The following is a 21,891-nucleotide window of genomic DNA, read 5'->3' on the forward strand; positions in this document are numbered from 1 at the left end:
CGTCAGCTCAGAGCTGACGAACGCCACATTGGGAGGCCAGAACCTGACGAAAGCCACATTGGGGCTCTCCTACCCGGGGAGGAGGCGAGCCCGGAAACCGTCGCGGGGCCGATTGCCGGGCCCAGGCGGGCCGGGAATCGTGGCTGGGGTCGAATGGAGGCGAAATGGACGTGCTGCCGTTCTGGGGCGGGCGGGGTGATCGGCCGCCGGTGTTCTGCCTGCCGCATGCGGGCGGCGGGGCGTCGGCGTACCGGAAGCTCGCCAAGGATCTCAAACCCGAAGTCGACCTGCAGCCCGTGCAACTGCCCGGGCGCGAGCACCTCACCAAGGAGAAGCTCGTCGACGACGTATCCACGCTCGTCGAACTCATCGGCAACAGCCTGGAACCCTTGCTGGACAAGCCTTTCGCACTGATGGGGCACAGTATGGGCGCGCTGCTCGCCGCCGAGCTGACGGCGTGGCTCGAAAGAAACAACAGGCCGACGCCCGAGCTGCTGATCGTGTCGAGCTACTTCGGTGACTTCCGGCACAACCGGGTCGCGCATCAGGAAACCGACGATGAGCTGATCGCGGAAGTCCTGCAGCTCGGCGGCACTTCCCCCGAAGTCTTGCAGGACCCCGAGATGCGCGAGTTCGTGCTGGACATCATGCGCAACGACATGCGCCTGGTGCGGAACTACCACCCGACCTACGACCGGCTCAGCGTCCCGATCCTGGCCATCGGCGGGGACCGTGATCCCGAGGTCCCGCTGGACGGCCTCGCCGCGTGGCGTCTGCGGACCACCGCGCGCTGCGACATCCACGTACTGCGTGGCGGGCATTTCGCCGCGCACGAACATCCCCGATTCGTCGCCGAGAAGGTGAGCACCGCCTTGACCGCACCCGAAGACATTCTGCTCGATGTCCTGCGCACCCGGCTGGAAGACCAGGACATCACCCTTGAGGACGACTTCTACGCCGCAGGCGGCGACTCCGTCATCGCGCTCGGCGTGATCGCCGACGCCAAGCAGCGCGGCGTCAAGCTCGGCCTGCGTGACCTGCTGACCGCCGCGACCATCGGCGAGCTCGTCCCGTTGCTGGCCAAGGCCGAACCCGAAGCGGAGCACCCGGAGTTCGACGGGCTCACCGAAGCCGACCGCAAGCTGCTGCCCCAGAACATCGCCGACGCGTATCCGGCGTCATCGCTGCAGGTCGGCCTCATCTACCTCTGCGAGCTGGCCGGCGACCCGAGCCTCTACAACGATCTCATCGGCATGCGTGTGAAAGCGCGCTTCGACCCGGCCAAGTTCCGCACCGCCACCAGCAACCTGATGCGCAGGCACCCGGCACTGCGCAGCTCGTTCGACCTGGCCAGCTTCTCCACCGCGACCCACCTCATCTGGCAGGACGCCGAGCCGCCGATCGAGGTCCAGATCGGCGACGAGAAGACGGCCGACGAGCTCGTGAAAGCCTGGCGCGACAAGCACTTGGCCACCGGCATCGACTGGGACTCCGCGCCCGCGTTCCGCTGTCACGTGGTCGCGCTGCCCGACTCGTTCCGGCTCACCTTCGCGATCCACCACGCGATCATCGACGGCTGGAGCTTCGCGCGCCTGCTGGTCGAACTCCTGACCTTCTACGACGCCGAGCTCACCAACACCACCGCCGACCTGCCGCCCGTGCCCGCCGACGGCTACCGCAAGTTCGTCGCACTCGAACGCCAGGCCATCGAGTCCCAGGAAGCCGCCGACTTCTGGAAGACGGAAGCCGACGTCCCGCCCCTGCTCCTCCCGGACCGCCCGATCGACGCGGCGCCCGACCCGACCCAGACCCGCCGGCTCCCGCTGGTCAAGCTCGACCGCCTGCGCACCGCCGCCGAGGAGATCGGCGTGCCGCTGAAGAGCCTTTTCCTCGCAGTGCACGGCTTCGCGCTCGCACAGGCGACCGGCCGTCACCACGACGTCGTGACCGGACTGGTCGTCAACGGCAGGCCGGAGCTGCCCGGCTCGGACCACCTCGTCGGCCTGTTCCTCAACACCGTCCCGCTGCGCCTGCGCACGACCGCGGGCACCTGGGCCGACCGGGCACACCAGGCCTGGACGGCCGAGCAGAACCTGCTGGCGCACCGGCGTTTCCCGGTGTCGGAGATCGAGCAGGCACTCGGCCGCCCCGCGTTCGACGTGTCGTTCAACTTCACCCACTTCCACTCCTACCGCGACCTCGACGCCGTCAAGCTCGAAGCCGACTCGTGGTGGGCCTACGACAAGGCGAGCTTCGCGCTCGGCGTCGACGTCATGATCGACTCGCCCGATCTCGGCACCGGCATCGTCATCGCCTATGACCCCGAGTTCATCGACGGCAAGCTGGTCGACGCCTACCTGCTCGCGCTGGAGTCGGCACTCAGGTCAGTGGTGTCGCCGTGTTAGCCATCGCCTACGAGCGCGGCGCGGCGTCCGGCGCGGAGGTCGCCACGGCGCTGGCCGCCGACACTCCGCTCGCGTTCCTGCTCCCCGCGTCCGACTACACCGCCTGGGTCAAGCCGGTGCTCGAAGAGCTCGGCACGGTGGTCCCGCTGACCGGTGGCGACGAGGACATCGACCGCGTCAAGGCCCTTTCCCCCGACGGGATCATGACCTTCAGCGAGTCCATGCTGCGTGACACGTCCAGGCTGACGACCGCGCTCGGCCTGCCGGGTCACCGCCTGGAGACCACGCACATGCTCACCGACAAGCTCGCCCAGCGCCGCCGCCTGGCCGAGGCCGGGGTCGATTCGGTACGCCAGCACGTGATCGACACCCCCGCGGACTGGCCGGAGGCGATCGAGGCCATCGGCTTCCCCGCGATCGTGAAACCCTTGTACGGCGGGGGAAGCCGTGACACGTACCTGGTGCCGGACACCGAAACCGCGCAACGCCTGGCAGGCACCTTGCCCGGCGGCATGGTGCTCGAGGAGTTCATCCAAGGCCGCCCGAGCCTGCCGTACGGCGACTACGTCTCGGTCGAAAGCCTCTGCTCCCCCGACGCCATCACGCACATCGCGGTCACCGGCAAGTTCCCGCAGATGCCGCCGTTCCGTGAACTCGGCCACATCTGGCCCGCCGACCTGCCGTCGGACGAAATGGCCGGGGTGTGCGAGCTGGTCACCCGTGCGTTGAAAGCGCTCGGCGTCGACTTCGGCGTCGCGCACACCGAGGTCAAGCTGACCGCGGACGGGCCGAGGATCATCGAGGTCAACGGCAGGCTCGGCGGGTACATCAACGAGCTCAGCCGCCGCGCGGCGGGCCTCGACCTGGTGCGCATCGGCGGGCTGCTGGCACTCGGCGAGCACGCGTGGTCCGAGCCGGTCGACCCGATCCGCGTGCATTTCCAGTACTGGGGCGCCGGGCCGACCGACCCGTGCGAACTGGTCGCGACGCATGGCATCAAGGCCGCCCGCCGCGTCAAGGGCATCACCGGCTACCGGCCGCTGATCCGTGCCGGGCAGCGGCTCGACGGCGGCGTGATGACCACGCAGATGCACCTGCTGTGCGGTGACGCCGAGGATCACGTGGCGATGTTCGCCGCGCTGGACGAGGCGATCGCGCACCTGACCTACGAATTCCGTTTCGACGACGGCGAGACGGCCTTGCAGGCGCCGCCGAGTACGTGGAGGACCTGATGTCTATTGTGGACCATTTCCGTGCTCGGGCGGCGGAATTCCCTGAGCGCACAGCCGTGAGAAACGGCTCCCGCGTGCTGACCTACGCCGAGCTGGCCGACCAGGCGAACCGGATGGCGGCGTCGCTGATTCAGCGTGGCGTACGGCGCGGCGACATCGTTGGTGTCCACATGCGACGCTCAGCCGACGCGATCGTCGCGCTGCTGGGCATCCTCCAGGCCGGTGCGGCCTACCTCGCGCTGGACACCCGCTATCCCGACGAGCGCGTCAAGTTCATGCTGAGCGACGCCGGTGTCGACGTGGTCATCACCGAGGTCGGAGAACTCCCGCCCGGCGAGGCGACCGTGGCCGTCGACGCCGAAGATCTCGCGTACGTCGCGTACACCTCAGGCTCGACGGGTAAGCCCAAGGGCGTGATGGTCCCGCACCGCGGCGTCACCCGGCTGGTCATCGACCCCGATTTCGTCGGCATCAAGCCGGATGACGTGTTCCTCCAGCTCGCGCCGATCGCGTTCGACGCCTCGACGCTGGAGATCTGGGGCGCGCTGCTCAACGGCGCGCAACTCGTCATCCCGCCCGCCGGTGACCTCTCGCTCAGCTCGCTGACCACGCTGATCCGCGACGCCCAGGTCACCGTGCTCTGGCTGACAGCCGGGCTGTTCCACCAGGTCGTCGACTTCGGCCTCGACGACCTCAAAGGCCTGCGTTTCCTGCTCGCGGGCGGTGACGTGCTGTCCGCGCCGCACGTCGGCAAGGCACTTGCGGCGCTGCCGGAAACGGTGCTGGTCAACGGCTACGGCCCGACCGAGAACACGACGTTCACCTGCTGCCACCGGATCACCGCCGCGGACGGCCCGATCCCCATCGGCCGGGCGATCAACGGCACCACGGTGACCGTGCTCGACGAGCACCTCGAACCCTCGGACACCGGCGAGCTGTTCACCTCCGGCGACGGCCTCGCGCATGGCTACCTCGGCCGTCCCGCGCTGACCGCGGAGAAGTTCCTGCCCGCGCCCGGCGGCGCGCGGATGTACCGGACCGGCGACCTCGTCAAGACCGGCCCCGCGATCGAGTTCGTCGGCCGCGCGGACCGGCAGGTCAAGATCCGCGGCTTCCGTATCGAACTCGGCGAGATCGAAGCGGCCATCGCCGCGATACCGGAAGTCGCCCAGCACTGCCTGCTGCTCAAGGACGCGTCCGGCGGCAAGAGCATCCAGGCCGCGGTGGTACTCGCCTCCGAACTGTCCCTTGTGGACCTGCGGCGCACGCTCGGCGAAAAGCTGCCCTCGTACGCGGTCCCGTCGCTGGTGACCGTGGTCGACGCGCTGCCGCTGACCGTCAACGGCAAGGTCGACACGAAGGCGCTCGAAGCCAAGATCGGCACCGGGCGGCCCGACCTGATGTGCGACTACCGCGAGCCGTCCACGCCTGCCGAGAAGACGGTGGTCGAGCTGTGGTCGGACTACCTCGGCATCACCGGGATCGGCGCCGACGACGACTTCTTCGAGCTGGGCGGGCATTCGCTGCTCGGCGTGCGGATCATCGCCGACCTGCACCGCGAGTTCGGAGTCGAGGTCTCGCCGCGCACCTTCTACCTCAACCCGACGCCGGCGGGCATGGCCGAAGCCGTCACCCAAGAGGAAGTGGCGGCATGAGGATCACCACCGCGCGACAAGATGTCGACTTGTCTACAGTGGACCTGTTCGACCCCGTGCTGTACTCCGACGGCGACCCGCACCCGATCTGGACGACCATGCGGGAAACCGCCCCGCTGCACCGGCAGACACTCAAGGACGGCCGCGCGTTCGCCTCGGTGACCAGGTACGCCGACGCCTGCAAGGTGCTCGGCGACTCGAAGGCGTTCACCTCCGAACGCGGCAGCCTGCTCGAACAACTCGGCCACGGTGACGCCGCCGCCGGGCAGATGCTCGTCTCGACCGACGCGCCCCGGCACACGGCGCTGCGGCGGCCGTTGCAGAAGGCGATGACCCCGCGTGCGCTCGCCGCGTCCGCCGACCGCGTGCGCGCGGCGGCCAGGCGAGTACTCGAAACCACGGACGGAGACCTCGCCAAGAGCGCCTTCGAGTTCCCGATGACGTTCACCGGCGCGCTGATGGGCCTGCCCGAGGCCGACTGGACCGACCTGGTGCAGTGGACCTCGATGGCCGCGGCCCCGGACGACCCGGCGTTCCGTATCGGCAGCCGGGGCGCGACGCTGGCCATCGCGCACCACGAGCTGTTCTCGTACTTCGCAACCCAGGCCAAGGAACGGCCGCTCGGCGACGACTCACTGCTCGACATTCTGTCCACAATGGACGCCGATGGCGCACCGCTGATCGAGGCCGAGATCGTCTACAACTGCTACAGCCTGCTGCTCGGCGCCAACGCGACGACCCCGCACGCGTTCACCGGGACCGTGCTGGCGCTGCTGGAACACCCGGAGCAGTTCGAGGCGGCCCGCCAGGACCCGTCGCTGGTGAATTCGCTGGTCGAGGAGGGCCTGCGCTGGACGTCACCGGCGAACAGCTTCCTCCGGCACGCGGTCGACGATGTCGAACTGAGCGGCGGCCTGGTCAAGGCGGGTGAGCCGGTCGCGGTCTGGGTCGGCTCGGCGAACCGTGACCCCGAGGTGTTCGAAGACCCGTTCCGCTTCGACATCCGGCGCACGCCCAACCGGCACATCACCTTCGGCTTCGGCCCGCACTACTGTCTCGGCGCGCATCTCGCCAGGATGGCGCTGCGCGCGCTGTTCACCGAGTTCCTCGAGACGGTCGAGCACATCGAGCTGGACGGCCCGGTCGGCCACACCCGTTCGAACTTCGTCGCCGGGATCAGCACCATGCCGGTCCGGATCAAGTCATGAGCATCATCGAGCGGCCGCCGACCCGGCGGCACACCCTGCTCGCCATGCTCGTCGCCAACGCGATCTCGGTCGCGGGCACCCGGCTCAGCGCGATCGCGGTCCCCTGGCTGGTGCTGACCACCACCGGGTCGGCGGCCAAGACCGGCCTCGTGGTCGCGTTCGAGCTGACGCCGATGGTGCTGGCGAAGGCGCTGGGCGGCCCGATCATCGACCGCGTCGGCGCGCGCAAGGTCAGCATCATGGCCGACATCGCCAGCGCGGGCGCGGTACTGCTGATCCCGCTGCTGCACGGCCTCGGCCTGCTCAGTTTCCCGATGCTGCTGGGCCTGGTCGCCATCGCGGGCGTCGCGCGCGGGCCGGGCGACACGTCCAAGAGCACACTCGCGCCGGACATCGCGGACGCCACCGGGGTAACGCTGGAGCGCGTCACCGGCCTGATCAGCACGACCGAGCGCATCGCGATGATCGTCACCCCGGCGCTGGCCGGTGTGGTCATCGGCGCGATCGGCGCACCCAACGCGCTGATCCTCGACGCGGCCTCGTTCCTGGTGTGCGCCTTGGGTATCGCGATCTGGGCACCACGCCGGACACATGCGGAGTCCACAGAGGACGAAGGGCCGTACCTGAAGCAGCTGCTCGCGGGCTGGCGCTTCCTGTCCAGGGAACCGTTGATGCGGGCCATGGTCGCGATGCTGAGCATCACCAACCTGATCGACACGGCGTACAGCGCGGTCCTGCTGCCGGTATGGATCCATGACAGCGGCTACGGCCCGGCCGAACTCGGGCTCATCGGCTCGGCGTTCGCGGTGACAGCCGCCATCGCCGCGGCACTCGCGGCGGTCTTCGGCGAACGCCTGCCCCGCAGGCTCGTCTACCTGGCGGGCTTCGTGCTCGCCGGGGTGCCGCGATTCGTCGTGATGGCATTGGGCGCGCCGATCTGGGTGGTGATCGGCATCGGCGTGCTGGGCGGCTTCGGCTCGGGCTTCATCAACCCGATCCTCAACGCCATCTTCGTCGAGCGCATCCCCCGCGACCTGCTCGGCCGCGTCGGCTCACTCGCCGAATCGTTGTCCTGGGCCGGAATGCCACTCGGCGGCGGCATCGCGGGCGTCGCCATCGCCGCCTTCGGCCTGGCACCCGCCCTCGTCACCGCGGGCACCCTCTACCTGGTCGCCACGGTCGTCCCCGGCCTCCTACCCCAATGGCGCGAGATGGACCGTCCTCGATAGCGAGAAGTCCAGGCCGGCCACGGTGCGGCCGGCCTGGACAGGTGTCACGCTCAGGGGCAGGCGTCACCGCCTGCCGAGCTGGCAGGCCAGTGGTTCTCGGTCTTGCTCCAGCTCACACTGAAATCGCTCTTGCCGACACCGAAGCCCGTGACGGCCGTGCTGCTCCAGGTGTGCTCGTAGCGGGAGAACGCCTGGACACAGGTCGGCGAGCCTGGATAGCGGTCGTAGTTGTACACGATGCGGCCGTTGTCGGCACTGGTGCCGAAATAGCCCCCGACGTCATACCAGGCTTTGTCCTGGAAGCCCCAAGACTTACCGTAAGCGCCGCTGTCGAAAAGGTACGTGGGCTTGCCACAGGCGAACCTGTTCCATCCCTGCTGTTCGTAGTCACAGGTGGCGAACGACGCGCCACGGTCGTAAACCTTGTCACTGAACGAAAGCCCGAATCCGTCGAACCCGCCGATGTTGCGCACGTTCGTGACACACGCGGTGCATTTGATGCCATCGGCCCTGCGGTGCCCGAAATTGAAATCGGCGACCACATAGTGATCAATGATTCCACCGCAGGTACTGGTGTAGAAACGCGGCTTCGCCAGCGTTACGTTCGGCGACAGTACGCCCATGTCCCCGTCGGCGGCCGCCTTGGCCATCGCCTCATGTGGCTCGTTGGCGATGCGGTTACCCGCACCGTCGACGCGCTGCAGACCGGTCGCCCGCTGGATGTCGTCATCCGACGGTGTCGCACCGAGTCCGATGATCTTGTCGCGGATCGCCGCGCGGCTCGCGTCCGTGGACGCGAAACATTGCTGGGTGGACGGCGGCGCTGCCTGGGCATTGGTCGGCGGCACGCTCAGCTGCACCGTGCCGCAGGCCAATGCCGCCGCCATGAAGGCGACGGCACGCTTTCCCCTTGATAACCGCATAGAACCTCCCGATTCCGTGCGCGAATGCCCTGAACAGGGACTTCGTACGCGCCGAACCAGTCTGGCGAGGCGACGCCCAGATTTTGCCCAGACCGCGCCCAGAGGGAGTCGTGAGCGTTCCGGGCGGCTTTTGAGGGGAACGCCCGGAACGCTCACGACTCCTTCGGCCGAGCCGCCAATGACCAGAGGTAGCTCAGCGGCTCGCCGTCCTCCTCGTCGCCGAACTCCGCGACCACCTCGCGGATGCGGCGGTTGAGCTCGTCGACCCGTTCGGGGCGCAGTCGCAGGACACCGCGGCTGACGCCCCGTCCGGCGTCCGGGCCCGCCGCGACCACCTCGGCGCGGTGCGCGCCCAGCATGGCCAGGTCGACCTGCTGGGACAGCCCCGGCTCGTCGGCGTCCAAAATACTGAGTCCCCAGGTGCGCTGAGTCGCCCGATACGGCCGCTCGAGCGCGCCGCGCTCGCCGGTCCGCACCTCTTCCGCGGCCAGGAAACCCGTCTTGACCAGCGCGCGGACATGCCGGAGCGTGGTCGCGGGCGCCAGGTCCAGCTTCAGCGACAGCTCCTGGTTGGTCAGCGCCCTGTCCAGGCACAGGCGCAGGATCCGCCAGCGGATCGGGTGGCCGAGAGCCTTGAGTTCTTCGGTCGTCGCGATGGCCTCCACGTGCCGAAGACTACCTTGCGATCATCCCACGAATTTGATTTGCTGCTATCGATTTCATTTCGTGCAATCACTCGTGGAGGCCCTGGTGACCGTCGAGCAAGTCCGTGCCTGGGTCGAGGAGTATGCCGAAGACCTGGTCAGCGAGCTGGCCGCGTGGATAGCGCAGCCGAGCGTGAGCCGGACCGGCCTCGGCATGGCCGACGCCGCCGAACACGGCCTCGCCTTGCTGCGCAACGCCGGGCTCGAGGCACGCCAGGTCGAAACCGGCGGCCTGCCCGCGCTCGTCGGCACCGCCGAGGGCCCGCCCGGCGCGCCGCACGTGCTCATCTACGGCCATTACGACGTCCAGCCCGCCGGTCCCGAAGAGAAGTGGACGACCCCGGCGTTCGAACCGGCGATCCGCGACGGCCGGATGTTCGGCCGCGGCACCGGCGACAACAAGGGCCAGCACCTCGCGCAGTTGCTCGGGCTCAGGGCCCTCAAGGAACTCACCGGCGGCTTCCCGTGCCGGGTCACCGTCCTGCTCGACGGCGAGGAGGAGATCGGCAGCCCGAACCTCGCCAAAGCCGTCAGCCAGCTCGACGTGCCCGACCTCGCGATCTGGAGCGACGGCCCCGTGCACGACTCCGGCCGCGCCTGCGTCGTGCTCGGCGTGCGCGGGATCCTGACCTTCGAACTCCGCGCGTACGGCGCGAACCGGCCACTGCACTCGGGCAACTGGGGTGGGGTCGCGCCCAACCCGGCGTGGGCGTTGATCCAGCTGCTGGCCAGTATGCGGTCGGCCGACGGGACCGTGCTCATCCCCGGTTTCGCCGACTCCGTCGCCCCGCTCACCGACGGCGAATGGGCGGCGCTCGCGGACCTTCCGCTCGACGTCCCCGGCGCACTGGCCGGAATCGGGACCCAGCACATGGAACCGCCCGCCGAACTGGGCTTCTACGAACGACTCACCGCGCCGACGCTCACCATCAACTCGCTCAGCTGCGCCGATTCCGGCGACCACCGCACGGTGATCCCCGACGTCGCGATCGCCCGCTGCGAGACCAGGCTCGTCGGCGGCCAGACGCCCGCGCAGGTGACCGAGGCGATCCGCAAGCACGTCGAACGGCACGCGCCGGACATCGAGTTCCTCACTGGCGGTTCGATGAGCCCGTCCCGCACGTTGCCCGAAACCCCTTACACCGCAACGATTCTCGAAGCCACGGAGAAGGGACTGGGCGAGAAGCCGTTGCTGGTGCCCGCACTCGGCGGCAGCCTCCCGATCGCGGTGCTGACCGACGAACTCGGCGTGCCCTGCTACGGCATCCCGTTCGCCAACGTCGACGAGTCCAATCACGCGCCCGACGAGAACCTGGACCTCGACTGGTTCCGCCGGGGCATCGTCGCGGCGGCCGCGATCCAGCTGGCGCTCGGGGAGCGCAGATGAACCTGCGCGACTTCGACACGCTCACCGGCGCCTGGCCCCGCGAAGACGGTTTCGCCTACGTCAGCGACGCGTCCGGCAGACCGCAGCCGTGGGTCCGGACCTGGGCGGGCGACTACCGGCTCCTCCCGATCGACGGCGCCGTGCTGCGGCTCGCCTGGCGGCCGGACGGCAGCCGATTGCTCGTCCAGACCGATCTGACCGGCACCGAGCACTACCGTCTCGCCGAGATCGACCCGGACACCGGCGCCGTCGAATGGCTCGCGGACGCCCCGAACGTCCGGCACGAGATCGGCGTGCCCTACGGCAGCGCGAGCGAACCGTACAGCCCCGACGGCGCGTTGCTCGCCTTCGCCAGCACCGCCCGCGACTCAAGCTGCTTCGACGTTTACGTGCGCGACCTCGCGACCGGCGAATCCAGGCTCGTGCTGGAAGCCGACGACCGCTATCTCCCGGTCTGCTTCTCGCCCGACTCGCGGCAGCTGCTCGTCATCAAGCTGCACCAGAACACCGAGCAGGACCTGTTCGCCTGTGATCTGACGTCCGGGGAGATCCGCCATCTCACCCCGCACGACGGACCGGCGAAGTACCTGCCCGGCGGCTGGACCGAGGACGGGATCTACCTCTGCACCACCGAAGGCCGCAGCTTCCTCGGCGCCGCGCTGCTGGTGCCAGGCAAACCGGTGCAGTGGCTCGAAACGCCCGACGCCGACGTCGAGTCGATCACGGCCGGCCCCAAGATCGTCTGGGCGATCACCGAAGACCAGCGCACCATCCTGCGCATGCTGGACCCGGAAACGCACGAGGTGACCGACCTCGACGGCCTCTCACCCGGCATCTGCGCCGAGGAGTTCGGCTTCGACGGCTACGTCCCGCGCTTCGCGGGTGACCGGCTGCTGCTCCAGGTCGGCAACGCGGACCGGCCAGCCGAACTCTGGCTGGTGGACCCGTCGACGGCCGAGACCAAGCGTCTGACCAACTGCGGCGACCGGCTCCCGCAAGGCGCGATCTCCCCGGAAACCGTGTGGTTCACCAGTTCCGACGGCCTGGAGGTGTCCGGGCTCCTCTACCGCCCGCACCGCCAGACCGGCCCGGTGCCCGCGGTGCTGCACATCCACGGCGGCCCCGAGTCCCGCGCGCTCCCGGTCTACGACCCGATGATCCAGGAACTCCTGCGCCGGGGGATCGCCGTGCTGGCGCCGAACATGCGTGGTTCCAACGGCCGCGGCCTCGCCTACCAGCGCCTGATCTACCGCGACTGGGGCGGCGGCGACCTCGCCGATTTCGCGGCCGCGGCGACGTTCCTGCGTGGCCTCGACTGGGTCGACGGCTCCCGGCTCGGCGTCTACGGCGCTTCGTACGGCGGTTTCGCCGCGCTCAGCTGCGTGAGCAGGCTGCCGCATCTGTGGCGCGCGGGTGTCGCCGTGTGCGGGCCGTCCGACCTGGTGCTGGACGTGCAGAGCATGCCACCGACCTGGCGCCGCCGCGCCGCGGGCTGGATCGGCGACCCCGACGACCCGGCCGACGCCGCCCGCCTCGCGGCCCGGAGCCCGTTGAACCACGCCGCCAACATCCGCGCGCCGTTGCTGCTGGTGCACGGCGTCGACGACACCCGCGTGAGCATCGAAGGCAGCGAGCAACTGCATGACCGGCTGCGCGACCTCGGCCGGACCGTCAAGCTGATCCGCGTCTCCGGCGGGCACTCGCCGACCGACCGCGAGAGCTGGGCGGACGCCGACGCCGACATGCTCGACTGGTTCACCACGCACCTTTGACCAGAACTACGTAGTGGCACGGATGGCACCGCGGCACGCGCCCGGCCACGATCGGACCATGCAGATCGAGGTACCGCCGGGGTACTGGCAGCGCGACGCCAGCCACCTTCCACGCCCGCAGACACCGCTGACGCGGACCACCTGTTCGGAGTCGGTGGGGTTCGACCGTGCGGCCGCGCGGTTCGGCTTCCTGCTCAAGCCCGTGTTCGCGGAGATCGGCGGCTGGCCCTACCTGTCGCTGCAGCCGGTCGGCGGCAAGCCGGACGCGCCGGTTCCGCCTGCCTGGCTGCTGCCGCTGCTGATCCGGCTCTCGCCGGAGGCGCGGCGGCGGATGCGGCGGTGCAAGGAGGTCATCCGCACGGACTTCAGCGGACAGCTGCTCGACCAGTGGGAGCGGGAACTGCTGCCAGGCCTGGAGAAACGGATCGCGGACCTGCGCGACGCCGACCTGACGGCCGCGAGCGACGAGGAGGTGTCCGCACGGCTGGCGCGCGCCACGGACCTGGTCGCGCACGGCATGGAGACGCATTTCCTCCTCAACATCGCGAACTGGCTCGCGCTCAGCGCGCTCGACAAGGCCTGCCACGAGCTGCTCGGCTGGACCGCCGCCGAGACCGACGAGCTGCTCGGCGGTCTTTCGGTGCGGTCGACCGAGCCAGCCAGGCGGCTGGCCGAGCTGGGCGACGCGCGGGAAGGCGATCCCGAGTTCGCCGAGTACCTGCGGATCTACGGCTGCCGGGCGCTCGCGGTCGAGACCGCCGAGCCGACCGTCGGCGAGATACCCGGGCTGACCAGGCGGTTGCTCGAAGACCAGCTCACCCGCGGCTACGCCCCGGAGGCCACGGCGAAGGCGCTGGCCGAGCGCCGCGCGGAGGCCGGGGCGCGAGCCAGGGCCAGGCTGACCGGCGCTGCCGCGACCAGGTTCGAGCGGGTGCTGGCCAGAGCCGAAAAGGCTTACCCGGTAAGGGAGGACAACGTCTTCTTCACCATCGACGCGCCGATCGCCCTGGTACGGTACGCCGCGCTGGAGATCGGGCGGCGGCTCACCGCGCGCCGACGGCTCGACGAGATCGACGATATCTTCTTCTACCACGGCGACGAGGCGGTCACGGCACTGCGCGACGACCGCGATCTCCGCGAATCCGTGGTGCGGCGTAAGGAAGAACGTGCATGGGCGATCGCGAACCCCGGTCCGATGTCCTACGGTCGCGAGCCGGGGCCGCCGCCGTCGCTGCGCTGGATGCCGTCCTACGTGCGGGTCACCATGGAAGCCGCGGCATGGGCGTCCGAGCGGGTGCTCGCGACGCACCTCAGCAACCGGGCCGAGGCAACGGAAACCCGAGTGCTGCGCGGAGTCCCCGCGTCGGCCGGGCGGTACCGCGGCACCGTGCGGGTGATCGGCTCCGAGGCCGAGTTCGGCAAACTGCAGGCCGGTGACGTGCTGGTCTGCCCGTGCACGCGGCCCTCGTGGTCGGTGCTGTTCCCGTCGGTCGGCGCGATCGTCACCGACACCGGCGGCTCGCTCTCGCATCCGGCGATCATCGCGCGGGAGCACCAGATCCCAGCCGTGGTCGCGACCCACCGGGCGACCACCACCCTCCACGATGGACAGACCGTGCTGGTCGACGGCTCGGCGGGCACCGTGGAGCTGATCCCGTGAACGTCTTCCGCGAGCTCAGTGACACGGCGGCGACACTGGCCGCGTTCACCACTGCCGTCCAATTAGGACTGCTCGACCGGATCGACAGGACGCCCGCCACCCCGCAGGAGCTCGCACGGACGTGCGGGGCCAGTGAGCGCGGCGTGCGGGTGGTGCTCGCGGCGCTCGCCGAACAGGGCTTCGTGGAGCTTCTCGCAGACGGCCGCTACCGGCCGCTGGTGCCGGGAATCGCTTCACTGCACCCGATCCTGCCGTTGTGGGAACGACTGCCCGAGGTGGTCCGCACCGGCGAACCGGCCTTCGAGTCCGACTGCGCCGAAACGGCGGGCGGGATCTACCCGTCGATGGTGACGTTCCTGGCCGCGCTGTGGAGTCGATCGGCCGCGGAGGTGGCGAGGCTGCTGCCGAAGGCGCGGCGGGTGCTGGACGTCGGCGCGGGCGCGGCGCCCTGGAGCATTCCGCTGGCGAGCGAACACTGCAGAGTGACCGCGCTCGACCTGCCGCCGGTCCTCAAGGCGACCAGGCAGGCGGTGAACCGGGCCGGGGTCGCGGCGCACTACGAGTTCCTCGGCGCCGACATGTTCGATGCCCGCCTCGACACCGGCGGCCACGACCTGATCGTGCTGGGCCAGGTGTGTCACCTGTTCGACGAGGCGGCGTGCGCGAAACTGCTCCGGCACCTGTCGCCCGCGCTCGAACCGGGCGGGACGTTCGCGGTGATCGAGACGCTGGCGGGCAGTACGGAAGCCGCGATGCACGACCTGTCGCTGTTCCTGCGCACCCGCCACGGCACGGTCCACCCGCCCTCGGCGTATCGCGCCTGGCTGGGCGACGCCGGGCTGGGCGAGGTCGAGGTCGCCGAGCTGCCGGACGGGATGGCGCTGATCACCGCACGCAAGTGAGGTTATCCTCGGGGATCATGGCAACTCGGCTGGTCGGGAGGGACGTCGAGCTCGCCGCGCTGACGAAGGCGCTCGACGCCGCCGAAGCCGGGCAGGGCCGAGTGGTGCTGCTCTCCGGGGACGCGGGTATCGGCAAATCACGGCTGGCCGCGCAGGTGCTGGCCGAGGCCGAGGCCCGCGGCTTCGCCGTGCTGCGCGGGCAGGCGCACGCGCTGCACGTGGGACTCGCGTACGCACCGATCGTCGAGGCCGTCCGGCGCCACCTGGCCACGGCCCCCGATCCGGGGTGGTTGCTCGAGGGCCTGGCCGACCTCGGCAGGCTGCTGGCCGACCCCCGGCTGCCCGCGGTGCCCCCGGTCGGCGATCCGGGGCTCGAACGCACGCGGATGTTCGAGGCGGTCACCCGGCTGGTGCGCCGGATCGCCGGGCGCGCACCCGTGCTGGTGTTCGTCGACGACCTGCACTGGGCCGACCGCGGCACCGTCGAACTGCTGCATTACCTCGGGCGTGGGGTGCTGGACGAGCGGGTGCTGGTGCTGACCGGCTACCGCCCGAGCGAGACCACGAGCGCGCTCGCCGAGCTGGCGAAAGCCGTCCGCCGAGCCACGCCGGACGCCGAGATCGAGCTGGGCCCGCTGACCGACGAAGCGGTCGGCGAACTCGTCGCGGGCCTCGGTGGCCAGGCGCCGACGCCGGAGCTGCTCCGTCGCGCCAAAGGGGTGCCGCTGTTCGTCACGGCGCTGGCCGGGGCCACGGGGCCGCTGCCCGCGATCGTCCGCGATGTGGTGCTCGGCCGCCTGCACCGGCTCGACGAACCGGAGCGGCGGCTGATGGAGCTGGTCGCCGTGCTCGGGGACAACGGTTCGGCCGAGGTACTGCGCGCGGCATGGGAAGCCGGTGATTTCTGGCTCTCGCTGCGTGCCTTGCTCGCCGATGGACTGCTGATCGAGCAGGTCGGCGGGCAGCAGGTGACCTACCGCGTGGCGCACCCGCTGTACGCCGAGGTCGCGTATGCCGAGCTCACCGTCGGCGAGCGGCGGCGACTGCACGCCGAGCTCGCCGTCATCATCGACAGGGTGCTGCCCGGCGACGTCTTCGCGCTGGCCCCGCACATCCGCGACGCGGGCGGGCTGGTCGACGCGAACCGCGCGATCGAGGTGATGACCGAGGCGGGCAAGCGCGCGCTGGCGGTGTTCGCCGCCGAGGAGAGCACGCTCTACCTGGGCGCCGCGCTGACCAGGGCCCGCGAAACCGGGCGCGCCGACCTGCTGCCGGCTCTGCTGGACTGGCTCGGCCGGGCGCACCAGGGCGCAGGCGATCTCGAAGCGGCCGCGGTGGCCTGGCGCGAGGGCGCGAAACTGGCCGGCCCGGCGCTGCGCGGCGAGCTGAACCATCGCCTGTCGATGCTGGAATCGGAGCGGGGTAACGCCGCGGCCGCACACGAGTACGCGCGCGGCGGGCAGCCGTCGTCGCTGGAAACGATCATCCTGCATCTCATCTTCGCGATCCGTCACGGCGACAAGGCCGAGGTCGCCACCATGCTCGGCCGCCTGCGCGCGGCGACCGAGCACGACGAGTCGGACGCCGCCAAAGCCGCTCTGCATTACGGCCGCATGCTCGAAGCGACCTTCGCCGACGACTTCGCCACCGCGCGCGAAGAAACCTTGCGGAGTCTCGAGTACGCCGAACGCGTCGAGGCCGAGTCGCCCATCCATGTCCAGGGCGCGCATCGGCTGCTCGTCGGGCTTTCCATGCTGGCAGGCGACCTGCCCGCCGCGGTCGAGCACGCGAAGGAGCACAGCACGCGACTCGGCCCGTTCGAGATGCCGTCCGGGCAGTGCTCCGGTCAGTACAGCCTCGCCACCGCGTACTACCTGGCCGGCGCGCTCGACGAGGCGATGCGCGAGATCGACGTCGGTGTCGCCATCGCGCGGCGCAACGGTCTCGCCCGTTCGCTCAGCCGGTCGCTGACCTGCCGCGCGCTGATCCTCGCCGAACAGGGCAGGCTGACCGAAGCCGCGGCCTGTGTCGCCGAGGGCGAAGGGTGCTACCCCACCGGCGACACCGGGACGACCGCGCTCGCCGACCTGGCGCGCACGGTCATCTCACTCCACAGTGGACGGACAGCGGCGGCCCCGCCGTCCGTGGAGTCCCGGATGCGCAACGAACAGCTGGTCGTGACACTGCGGCTGCTGCTCACCGGACTCGCCGGACTCGCCGCAGGCGACCGGGAAGCGGCTCTGCGGGCCAGCGCCGGGCTCCGCGAAGACGGTGCCACCGCGCCGCTGCTGGACGCGCTCGCCGATCGGCTCGACGGCCTGCTCCAGCCGTCGGCTGAGCTGCTGGAGCTGGCCGCCGACCGGCTGGAAGCCATGGGTGCCAAACTGCTCTCGGCTCAGGCCCGGCTCGAATGGGCCGAGCTGGCCGAGGACAAGACCGCCGCCATCGCCTGTCTTGAGGCATTCGAGCAGGTCAGTGCCGCGCCATGGGCGGACAGGGCACGCAGGCTCGCCCGGTCGCTCGGCGTCCGCGTGCCCGCCGGGCGGCGCGTCGGCACGCTGAGCGGGCGCGAGTGGCAGATCGTCGGGCTGGTCGGCGACGGACTGTCCAATGCGGACATCGCGGCCAGGCTGTTCCTGAGCGAACGGACCGTCGAGACCCACCTGCGCAACAGCTACGCCAAACTCGGCCTGGGTTCGCGCGTCGCGCTGGCGCGCTGGGCCGTGGAGCACGGATCTACGTAGTAGCACCGATGGTGCGTGGCGCCACGCGAGTGCAGGATCGACGCCATGAGGAAGTTGCTGCGGCTGGCCGAGGTCACCACGGCCGACGTGCCACGGGCAGGCCGCAAGGCCGCGGTGCTCGGCGAGCTGATCCGGGACGGCTTCGCGGTACCGGACGGCGTCGTGCTCACCCCGAGCCCCGATCCGCTGACCTGTGCCGAAGTCCGCGCGCTGCTCGACGCCGTCCGCGGCCTCGGCGACGGCTCGTTCGCGGTGCGCTCGTCCGGCGTCGCCGAAGACCTCGCCGACCGTTCCTACGCGGGCGCCTACCAGACGGTGCTCGGCGTGCAGGGGGAAAAAGCGCTGGCGGAGGCGGTTTTGGGGGTACTCGCCTCCGCCGGCGACACCAATCCGATGGCGGTGCTGGTCCAGCGGATGGTCCCGGCCGACGCCGCGGGCGTGGCGTTCACCGTCAACCCCGTCACCGGGGAAACGGAAGTGCTGCTCAACGCCGTCGAGGGGCTCGCCGACCGCCTCGTCTCCGGCGAGATCGACCCCGACGAATGGATCGTCCGCGACCACTCCGCCCGCCTGGCGTACGGCTCGGGCGCCGCGATCACGGCCGCCCAAGCCGTCGAAGTGAGCAGGGTCGCCGAGCGCGTCGCCGGACGTTTCGGCGCACCGCAGGACATCGAGTGGGCCATCGCGGACGACGAGCTCTACGTGCTGCAAGCCCGCCCGGTCACGGCAGCGCGGTGGTGACCGGTAGGCGCACCGTGAACACGGAGCCCTCGCCGAGCACACTGGTCACGGACACCGTGCCGCCGTGCGCCTCGGTCAGCTGACGCACGATCGCCAGCCCGAGCCCGCTGCCACCGGTCTGCCTGCTGCGTGACTTTTCCGCGCGCCAGAAACGATCGAACACCTGCGGCAGGTCGGCCTCGCTGATCCCGGCGCCGGTATCGGCCACCTCGATCACGCACTCGACGTCCTCCGCGCGGGCGCGCACCGACACCGTCCCGCCCGGCGTGTGCCGGATCGCGTTGCTCACCAAGTTGCCCATGATCTGCCGCAGCCGCACGGGATCCGCGAGGATCTCGGGGTCGCCGTCGGTCTCCACGGTCAGCGAAACCTCGGCGACGCCCGCGCGATCGCGATACGACTCCGCGACCTGATCCAGCAGGTCGCTCAAATGCACGGGCTCCGGATGCAGCCGGAGGCTGCCCGCGTCGGCGGCGGCCAGGTCCTGCAGATCTTCGACGATGTGGTGCAGCAGCAAGGTTTCCTCGAGCAGCGACGTGGTCAGCGCACGGTCGAGCGGGATGATCCCGTCCTCGGCGGCCTCCAGCCTGCCCTGGATCGCGCTCAGCGGGTTGCGCAGCTCGTGCGCGATGTCGCTGACCATGATCTTGCGCCGCTCGGACAGGTCGTTGAACGCCGTCGCGAGATACCCGATCTCGTCGCGGGTGGTCACCGGCGCCGGCCGGTTGCGGCGCACCGCCTCGGTCAGCGTGCGCAGCGGCCTGGACACCCTGGTCGCCAGCAGGACGGTGATCAGCACGGTCAGGCCGAGCACGCCGACGGTCACCGCGATGATCCGCGTGGTGTTGGCCCTGGACAGGTTGAACGGGTTCGACGGCTGCCCGCTCTCGCTGGTGACGAACAGCAGCGCGGGCGGCGCGACGAAGGTGCGCAGCTGTTCGCGGCGGCTGGCCTCGACGCACGCGCGCGCCGCTTGCGGGTCGCTGACCGCGCCGAGTGCCGTGAAGGTCAGATCCAGCTTCACCGGCTGCAGGCCTTGGCGCTGCAGGCAGGTGTTGACCAGATCGGTGAGCTGGCCCAGCGCCTGCTCTTCGGTCGGCGTCAGCACCTCGTTGCCGAACAAGCCGCATTTCGACGCGGCGACCAGCGGAAACCCGTTGAAGTCGATCGACGGCTTGCCATTCGGCGCGGTCCGCACGGTCGCGGTGATGCGGAACCCGCGCAGGCACTCGAGCTGCTTGGTGATCACCGAGTCGAGGCGCGTGCGTTCCTCGTCGCTCAGCCGGAACGGCCCGACCGCACGCGGGTCGATCCCGCTGGTGCCCGCCTCCGGCACCAGTATCGGGTCGGCACGCAGCGGGTCGACCACGGCGGAGGCCTGCGCGGGCAGGAGGATCGGGGCGCCGCCGGAGTCGGCGATCGGCGCGCGGTCCTCGCCGGTCAGGATGATCCGGCGCCCGGTCCGCGACGCGAGGTCGTGCAGCAGCGGGCCGACCCCGCCCCAGCTGGGCGAACCGGCCGCGCGCCCGAGCAGCTCGGTGTAGACGGTCGCGTCGTCGGAGAGCGCCTGGCCCTTCTCCTGTTCGATCGCCTTGGTGGTGGTCTGCACCGCGAGCCAGGCGGTCGCCGCGATCGAGCCGATGGCGATCAGCACCGACACGGCCAGCAGCCGCGTCAGCAAACGCTTGCGCCAAGGAACCTTAGTGGTCGCCATCAGCCACGGTCAGCGATCAGTTTGTAGCCGACGCCGAACACGGTCAGCAGATGCGCGGGCCGCCGAGGGTCGGCCTCGATCTTCTTGCGCAGGTTCATCATGTGCACGTCGATGATGCGCGTGGTGATGAACTGGTCGAACCCGCGCGTCAGGTCCAGCAGCTGCTGGCGGGTGAACACCCGGCCCGGCTGTTTCGCCAGCACTTCGAGGATCTGGAACTCGCCGGGCGTGCAATCGACCACCCGGCCGTCGACGGACACCTCGTGCCGCACCGGGTCCACCCGCAGCGGCCCGACGCGCAGCACCTCGGCGCCGGTGTCGCCGTTCTGCCTGGTACGCCGCAGCAGCGTGCGTACCCGCGCCATCAGCTCGCGCGGGCTGTACGGCTTGGTCATGTAGTCGTCGGCGCCCAGGTCGAGGCCGAGCAGCAGATCGTCCTCTGTGGACCGTGCGGTGAGCATCAGCACCGGCACATCGGACTCGGCGCGCAGCGTCCGGCACACCTCGAGCCCGTCTACCCCGCCCGGCATCATCACGTCGAGCACCACCAGGTCCGGCCGCTGCCGTCTGGCCTCGTCGAGCGCCGACCGCCCGTCGCCCGCGACGACCACGGTGTGGCCCTCCTCCTGGAGGTAGAGCCGCACGACCTCAGCCTGTTTCTCGTCGTCTTCCGCGACGAGTATGTGAGCGCACACAAGGCGACCCTATGCTGGCCGGTTGTCCGTAGCATGGGGAGGATGGGGGGTCTACTGGAACCGGCTGCCGGATCCCTGTTCACCTATCTGTCCCCCGAGGACCGGCGTTTCCTGCTCGGCCTCGGTTTCCGGCGCCGCCATCCCGGTGGTGATCTGCTGCTGCGCCAGGGTGATCCGACCGAACATCTGCTGCTGATCACCGAGGGCTGGGTCAGGATCTCGTCGTCGGGCTCGGGCGGCTACGAGCTGCTCACCGGGCATCGCGGGCCCGGCCATCTCGTCGGCGAACTGGCCGCCCTGTACGGCTCACCGCGCGGCGCGGACGTGCACGCCGTCGAGACGGTCGAGCTGGTGGTGATCACCCGTGATCGTTTCCTCGCCTGCCTGCACGACCGGCCGACCATCACGATCGCGCTGGTCAAGCAGATGGCGGACCGCGTCGCCGAAGCCGAGAACATGCGCCGGTGGTTCGCCATGCACGACGTCACCAAGCGCATCGCGGCTTCGCTGCTCCACATGGCCGAACAGCACGGCGTCGACGGCCCGTCCGGCCTGGTCATCCAGATCCCGCTCACCCAGCAGGACCTGGCGAACCACGTCGGCGCGACCCGGCGTTCGGTGGCGCGGGCGATGACCGCGCTGCGCGAGCGCGACCTGATCGGCACGGTGAATCGCCGCCATGTCGTGCCCAGCGTCGGAAAACTGCGCGCGTTCCTCGATGAATCCCCGAATGGCGCAGCCTCTCTGTGACATCTGTCGTCGCCGATGTCCCGCGGTGGCGTCATGCTCGGACAAGTCCGAGCAATCCGCGAGGGAGGGGACCCCATGCGCCTACACATGCCACCGTCCTTGCTGGCGAAACTGTGCTTCGCCGCGTTCCTCGCGGGCGCGATCGTGAGCAAGCTGCTGAGCATCGCGTA

At 70.1% G+C, this 21,891-nt stretch carries 16 protein-coding genes; 12 read left to right on the forward strand and 4 right to left on the reverse strand.

Going from position 1 to position 21,891, the window contains the following annotated elements; genetic code table 11:
• The first annotated feature begins 164 nt into the window (after positions 1-164).
• The 5 genes from ACFV15_RS39200 to ACFV15_RS39220 are packed head-to-tail and all read left to right on the forward strand — an operon-like array spanning position 165 to position 7,729.
• Positions 165-2,405, forward strand: coding sequence for an alpha/beta fold hydrolase (locus ACFV15_RS39200; protein ID WP_378357336.1), 2,241 nt, complete (start codon positions 165-167; stop codon positions 2,403-2,405).
• On the forward strand, positions 2,399-3,637 hold the full coding sequence (locus ACFV15_RS39205) for an acetyl-CoA carboxylase biotin carboxylase subunit family protein (protein WP_378357337.1): 1,239 nt from the start codon (positions 2,399-2,401) through the stop codon (positions 3,635-3,637). Before ACFV15_RS39200 ends, ACFV15_RS39205 begins: the two co-directional genes overlap by 7 nt.
• Entirely contained in the window at positions 3,637-5,292 is a 1,656-nt protein-coding gene (locus ACFV15_RS39210) for a non-ribosomal peptide synthetase (RefSeq protein WP_378357339.1), read from the forward strand. The genes ACFV15_RS39205 and ACFV15_RS39210 overlap by 1 nt, the downstream gene beginning before the upstream one ends.
• Positions 5,289-6,500 carry a cytochrome P450 gene (locus ACFV15_RS39215; RefSeq protein ID WP_378357341.1) on the forward strand — a complete coding sequence of 404 codons (1,212 nt, stop codon included), beginning with the start codon at positions 5,289-5,291 and terminating at the stop codon, positions 6,498-6,500. Before ACFV15_RS39210 ends, ACFV15_RS39215 begins: the two co-directional genes overlap by 4 nt.
• Positions 6,497-7,729: an MFS transporter gene (locus ACFV15_RS39220; RefSeq protein WP_378357342.1), complete on the forward strand. Its 1,233-nt coding sequence runs from the start codon at positions 6,497-6,499 to the stop codon at positions 7,727-7,729. Before ACFV15_RS39215 ends, ACFV15_RS39220 begins: the two co-directional genes overlap by 4 nt.
• 50 nt (positions 7,730-7,779) lie before the next feature.
• Here ACFV15_RS39220 and ACFV15_RS39225 read toward each other — a convergent pair whose 3' ends face one another.
• Together ACFV15_RS39225 and ACFV15_RS39230 are read right to left on the reverse strand one after the other, a co-directional pair.
• Complete coding sequence (locus ACFV15_RS39225; RefSeq protein ID WP_378357344.1) at positions 7,780-8,652, reverse strand: hypothetical protein; 873 nt, start codon at positions 8,650-8,652, stop codon at positions 7,780-7,782.
• Between the two features lie 152 nt (positions 8,653-8,804).
• Entirely contained in the window at positions 8,805-9,317 is a 513-nt protein-coding gene (locus ACFV15_RS39230; protein WP_378357346.1) for an ArsR/SmtB family transcription factor, read from the reverse strand.
• Positions 9,318-9,402: 85 nt separating this feature from the next.
• On the opposite strand from ACFV15_RS39230, the gene ACFV15_RS39235 reads away from it, so the two are divergent.
• The 6 genes from ACFV15_RS39235 to ACFV15_RS39260 are packed head-to-tail and all read left to right on the forward strand — an operon-like array spanning position 9,403 to position 18,562.
• The gene (locus ACFV15_RS39235; RefSeq protein ID WP_378357348.1) at positions 9,403-10,743 is read left to right on the forward strand and encodes a M20/M25/M40 family metallo-hydrolase; all 1,341 of its coding nucleotides are present in this window, start codon (positions 9,403-9,405) and stop codon (positions 10,741-10,743) included.
• Positions 10,740-12,515, forward strand: a complete 1,776-nt coding sequence (locus ACFV15_RS39240) for a S9 family peptidase (RefSeq protein ID WP_378357350.1) — start codon at positions 10,740-10,742, stop codon at positions 12,513-12,515. The genes ACFV15_RS39235 and ACFV15_RS39240 overlap by 4 nt, the downstream gene beginning before the upstream one ends.
• Positions 12,516-12,573: 58 nt before the next feature.
• Positions 12,574-14,175 (forward strand): PEP-utilizing enzyme, encoded by a 1,602-nt coding sequence (locus ACFV15_RS39245; protein WP_378357351.1) that lies wholly within the window; start codon positions 12,574-12,576, stop codon positions 14,173-14,175.
• On the forward strand, positions 14,172-15,077 hold the full coding sequence (locus ACFV15_RS39250) for a methyltransferase (RefSeq protein ID WP_378357353.1): 906 nt from the start codon (positions 14,172-14,174) through the stop codon (positions 15,075-15,077). Before ACFV15_RS39245 ends, ACFV15_RS39250 begins: the two co-directional genes overlap by 4 nt.
• 17 nt (positions 15,078-15,094) lie before the next feature.
• Positions 15,095-17,821, forward strand: a complete 2,727-nt coding sequence (locus ACFV15_RS39255) for an ATP-binding protein (protein WP_378357355.1) — start codon at positions 15,095-15,097, stop codon at positions 17,819-17,821.
• 45 nt (positions 17,822-17,866) lie between these two features.
• Positions 17,867-18,562: a PEP/pyruvate-binding domain-containing protein gene (locus tag ACFV15_RS39260; protein ID WP_378357357.1), complete on the forward strand. Its 696-nt coding sequence runs from the start codon at positions 17,867-17,869 to the stop codon at positions 18,560-18,562.
• On the opposite strand, the gene ACFV15_RS39265 is transcribed toward ACFV15_RS39260, so the two are convergent.
• Together ACFV15_RS39265 and ACFV15_RS39270 are read right to left on the reverse strand one after the other, a co-directional pair.
• A complete protein-coding gene (locus tag ACFV15_RS39265; protein WP_378357359.1) occupies positions 18,543-20,276 on the reverse strand; it encodes a sensor histidine kinase in 1,734 nt (577 codons plus the stop codon). The two genes, ACFV15_RS39260 and ACFV15_RS39265, sit on opposite strands and share 20 nt — an antisense overlap.
• Complete coding sequence (locus ACFV15_RS39270; RefSeq protein WP_378357360.1) at positions 20,276-20,971, reverse strand: response regulator transcription factor; 696 nt, start codon at positions 20,969-20,971, stop codon at positions 20,276-20,278. Before ACFV15_RS39270 ends, ACFV15_RS39265 begins: the two co-directional genes overlap by 1 nt.
• 42 nt (positions 20,972-21,013) lie before the next feature.
• Here ACFV15_RS39270 and ACFV15_RS39275 point away from each other — a divergent pair, with 42 nt between their 5' ends.
• Positions 21,014-21,721: a Crp/Fnr family transcriptional regulator gene (locus tag ACFV15_RS39275; protein ID WP_378357362.1), complete on the forward strand. Its 708-nt coding sequence runs from the start codon at positions 21,014-21,016 to the stop codon at positions 21,719-21,721.
• Positions 21,722-21,891: the final 170 nt, after the last annotated feature.

Source organism: Amycolatopsis sp. NPDC059657, assembly GCF_042734395.1.
GTDB lineage: Bacteria > Actinomycetota > Actinomycetes > Mycobacteriales > Pseudonocardiaceae > Amycolatopsis.

What these genes read in the sequence shown, in the direction of transcription:
- ACFV15_RS39215 (WP_378357341.1), top strand. Translation starts at nt 5,289, where the DNA reads ATGAGGATCACCACCGCGCGACAAGATGTCGACTTGTCTACAGTGGAC.
- ACFV15_RS39240 (WP_378357350.1), top strand. Translation starts at nt 10,740, where the DNA reads ATGAACCTGCGCGACTTCGACACGCTCACCGGCGCCTGGCCCCGCGAA.
- ACFV15_RS39245 (WP_378357351.1), top strand. Translation starts at nt 12,574, where the DNA reads ATGCAGATCGAGGTACCGCCGGGGTACTGGCAGCGCGACGCCAGCCAC.
- ACFV15_RS39220 (WP_378357342.1), top strand. Translation starts at nt 6,497, where the DNA reads ATGAGCATCATCGAGCGGCCGCCGACCCGGCGGCACACCCTGCTCGCC.
- ACFV15_RS39275 (WP_378357362.1), top strand. Translation starts at nt 21,014, where the DNA reads ATGGGGGGTCTACTGGAACCGGCTGCCGGATCCCTGTTCACCTATCTG.
- ACFV15_RS39260 (WP_378357357.1), top strand. Translation starts at nt 17,867, where the DNA reads ATGAGGAAGTTGCTGCGGCTGGCCGAGGTCACCACGGCCGACGTGCCA.
- ACFV15_RS39265 (WP_378357359.1), bottom strand. Translation starts at nt 20,276, where the DNA reads ATGGCGACCACTAAGGTTCCTTGGCGCAAGCGTTTGCTGACGCGGCTG.
- ACFV15_RS39210 (WP_378357339.1), top strand. Translation starts at nt 3,637, where the DNA reads ATGTCTATTGTGGACCATTTCCGTGCTCGGGCGGCGGAATTCCCTGAG.
- ACFV15_RS39225 (WP_378357344.1), bottom strand. Translation starts at nt 8,652, where the DNA reads ATGCGGTTATCAAGGGGAAAGCGTGCCGTCGCCTTCATGGCGGCGGCA.
- ACFV15_RS39200 (WP_378357336.1), top strand. Translation starts at nt 165, where the DNA reads ATGGACGTGCTGCCGTTCTGGGGCGGGCGGGGTGATCGGCCGCCGGTG.
- ACFV15_RS39255 (WP_378357355.1), top strand. Translation starts at nt 15,095, where the DNA reads ATGGCAACTCGGCTGGTCGGGAGGGACGTCGAGCTCGCCGCGCTGACG.